A 3,225-nucleotide genomic window follows, 5' to 3' on the forward strand; every position below is an offset into this window, starting at 1 on the left:
GGCCTTTGCGTGAACGAGAACGCAGTACAAAGTTTATTTCATAATATAGAATTTTCACGCAGAGTACGCGAAGGATTTCGCTGAGTAAGCAGAGATATGCTATTCCTTACTTCCCGATCTTTGCAGGAACGAGAAACATACTATAAGGCTTTATTCTCTTAATAGGATATTTTGCACGCTCAACGAGCGAACAACACTACTGTATCATCATACTCTTTGATCCGATAAATAAAGGTGTACGCTGGTGGAAATCTTTGGGATGTATATCCAGGATACGGTTATGCCCGTCGGTTGCAGCGCCACCGGCTACTTCGGTGATAAAGGCCATCGGGTTGCATTCGTACATCAGGCGCAACTTTCCGTCGGGTTTATCTTTCCTGCCGGGGTAGAGAAAAATGCCGCCTTCCATCAGGTTGCGATGTATGTCTGCAACCATACATCCTGAATAGCGCAAGGAAAGATCAGCGTTAGTTCCTTTTCTTGTTTTAAAAGCATCATCCACAAACTTCTTCACCCTGTCGTCAATAGCATAATAATAGCGGTAATCAAAACAAAAATTTTTACCGGTATCAGGGATTTTTATACTCGGATGGCTCATATAAAATTCACCTGTCTCCACATCAAGCGTAAAGCCGTAAACCCCGCGCCTGGTGGCGTATACAAGCATTGTGGACGATCCGTAGATAATGTATCCGGCAGCAATCTGTTTTTTTCCGTCCTGTAAAAAGTCTTTTGTCTGCGAACAGGTGCCTTTGGCGGTTATTCTTTTTACAATACTGAAAACAGTACCTATGTCCATGTTTACGCTGATATTTCCGGAGCCGTCGAGCGGGTCTATCAGGATCACGTATTTCGATGCATTGCTTAACTGATCGTCAAAGATCAGCACATCTTCATTTTCCTCTGAAACCATACCTGCGCAATTGATACTTGACCGCAGCACTTTCATAAAAATTTCATTGGCGATCACATCGAGCTTTTGTACGCTCTCGCCCTGTACATTTATACTGCCCTGGCGGCCCAGGATGTCGATGAGTCCTGCTTTACGTACTTTTGCGTTGATGAGTTTTCCGGCGAGGCCAACGGCTCTTAGCAGGCCTGACAACTCTCCCGTCGCGTGTGGGTACAATCTTAATTGTTGAATAGTAAATTCATCCAGCGTGATCATAGTTTTGATTTTATGGCTGAACGAATTTACAAATAAATATGAACGTACGGTAATTAGTATTTAAGAATCTTTCTGCCACAAAGGCGCTAAGATACAAAGGAATTGAAGGTTCCTGAACCACAAGGTGCTCAGAGTTTTTACTAAAGCACAAAAATTTATTTTCACTTTCCACGCTTCTCTTTCAACTCTCCTCTTCATCTTAGATTTTCATCTGGCAATTAAAGGCTCTTCTTTCCACTTTCAATTATCCACTTTCAATTATCCATTAACTAAACGTCACAAATACGCACCGCATCCGCTAATGATGCAATTTTATTTTCTTTTTTGGGGATAAACTCCTGCGCTACATAACCTTTGAAACCCGTACCTGCTATGGCTTTCATAATGGCGGGGTAATATAGTTCCTGGGAATTGTCTATCTCATTTCTTCCCGGCACACCGGCGGTATGGTAATGCGCAATATAAGCATGATGTTTTCGTATCGTATCTATAACGTTGCCTTCGTTTACCTGCATGTGGTAAATATCGTAGAGCAGTTTAAAATTTTCAGAGCCAAGCTGCTTACACAACTCTACGCCCCAGGCAGTATGGTCGCATTGGTAATCTTTATGATCGCGCTTGCTGTTGAGCAGCTCCATCACTAAAACAACCTTGTACTTTTCAGCAATATTGATGATCTTTTTTAACCCAGTAACGCAGTTCTTCAATCCTGTCTCATCATCTATACCGCGACGGTTACCACTAAAACAGATCAGGTTTTTATACCCGTTTTTTGCTACCAGCGGTATCATTTCTGTATAGTTCTTCACCAGCGTATTGTGAAACTTAGGGTCATTAAAACCATCTACCAGGTTGATCTCGGCGCCGTTGCACATAGAAGAATGCAGTCCATACTTTTTCAACACAGGCCATTCTTTCGGGCCAACCAGGTCAATGGCTTTAATGCCGATGCTCTTTGCCTCTTTGCATAGTTCCTCCACGGTAAGATCAGAGAAACACCAGCGGCATACCGAATGGTTAATGTTGCCTTTTAGCTTTGTTGAGCTGTATGGCGCGGCCATAACGGAGCAGGAAACCGGCAATAAGCCTGCGCCTGCAATTACTGCCGTCCCCGTAAGCATATGCTTTATTGCCGATCTTCTGTTTTTCATACTATTTTTTTGTGTAATCAGCTTTTACGAGCTTATGGTTCAACAGGTATTCCAGGCTCATGCGCACGCTTTCTACAGGCGCATGATTATACTTTTCCACTTCAACCATCAGGTATTTAGTGCCTGCCTTGTCAGTGTTGCTGAAAATAGCATCAAAATCTACCTGCCCGCTTGCGCCTAATTCTTTATCATCTTTTATGTGCAGTATCTCAAACCTGCCGGGATACTTATTGAAATAATCAACTGCGCTCTTATTGCCGCGCATTACCCAATACACATCCATTTCAAAAAATACCTTGGATGGGTCCGTGTTTTCCAGCATATAATCATACATGGTTTTGCCTTCAATTTCTTTGAATTCAAAATCGTGGTTGTGGTAGCCGAAACGAAGCCCGGCCTGTTTGCACTTCTCCCCTACCTGGTTGTAATAGTCGCAGTATATTTTCAGGTCAGCCAGGGTTTTAGGTGTAGGCATCGAGGGCGTTACAATGTATTTCATGCCGGCAGCTTTATGTGCAGCTATGGCCTGGTCCCACCATTGCCATACTTCATTCCAATTGGTGGCAGACGGATTATCTGCCAATGCTTTGCCTGTGTGTGAGGATAAGGGCTCCAACCCATGCGCCTGTAGCGATGCACGGAAATCCTCAGGAGACATGTTGTAGAAGGTACCCTTGTTATAGCTTGCAGCTTCTATGCCTTTAAAGCCCATCTCACCCACCTGCTTTATGGTATTGCCGAAGTCCTTGGCTATATCACTGCGCAGGGAATAAAGCTGCAGGTAAATATTTTTTTTGACAGGCTGTGCATTTGTTGCTGTACGGGCTGATGTGCAGGCAAAGAATACAACCATGCCAATCAATGCGAAAAAAAGAAAAGAAGTGTTTCGTTTCATCTGTATATTTT

Annotated in this window: 3 protein-coding genes; all 3 read right to left on the bottom strand. The window is 43.3% G+C overall.

Annotation, left to right across the window (positions count from 1 at the left end; all coding sequences use genetic code 11):
* Nucleotides 1–196: 196 nt before the first annotated feature.
* Entirely contained in the window at nucleotides 197–1,168 is a 972-nt protein-coding gene (gene fbp / locus OD355_RS13705; RefSeq protein ID WP_263039061.1) for a class 1 fructose-bisphosphatase, read from the bottom strand.
* Nucleotides 1,169–1,437: 269 nt separating this feature from the next.
* Entirely contained in the window at nucleotides 1,438–2,319 is an 882-nt protein-coding gene (locus tag OD355_RS13710) for a hydroxypyruvate isomerase family protein (protein ID WP_263039062.1), read from the bottom strand.
* Between the two features lies 1 nt (nucleotide 2,320).
* Nucleotides 2,321–3,225, bottom strand: a 905-nt coding sequence (locus OD355_RS13715) for a sugar phosphate isomerase/epimerase family protein (protein ID WP_263039063.1), incomplete at its 5' end; no start/stop codon positions are given.

Origin of the sequence: Haoranjiania flava (genome assembly GCF_025631005.1) — a bacterium.
Taxonomy (GTDB): Bacteria; Bacteroidota; Bacteroidia; order Chitinophagales; family Chitinophagaceae; genus Haoranjiania; species Haoranjiania flava.

Coding starts and splice junctions, on each gene's coding strand:
- fbp (WP_263039061.1), bottom strand. CDS start 1,168: ATGATCACGCTGGATGAATTTACTATTCAACAATTAAGATTGTACCCA.
- OD355_RS13710 (WP_263039062.1), bottom strand. CDS start 2,319: ATGAAAAACAGAAGATCGGCAATAAAGCATATGCTTACGGGGACGGCA.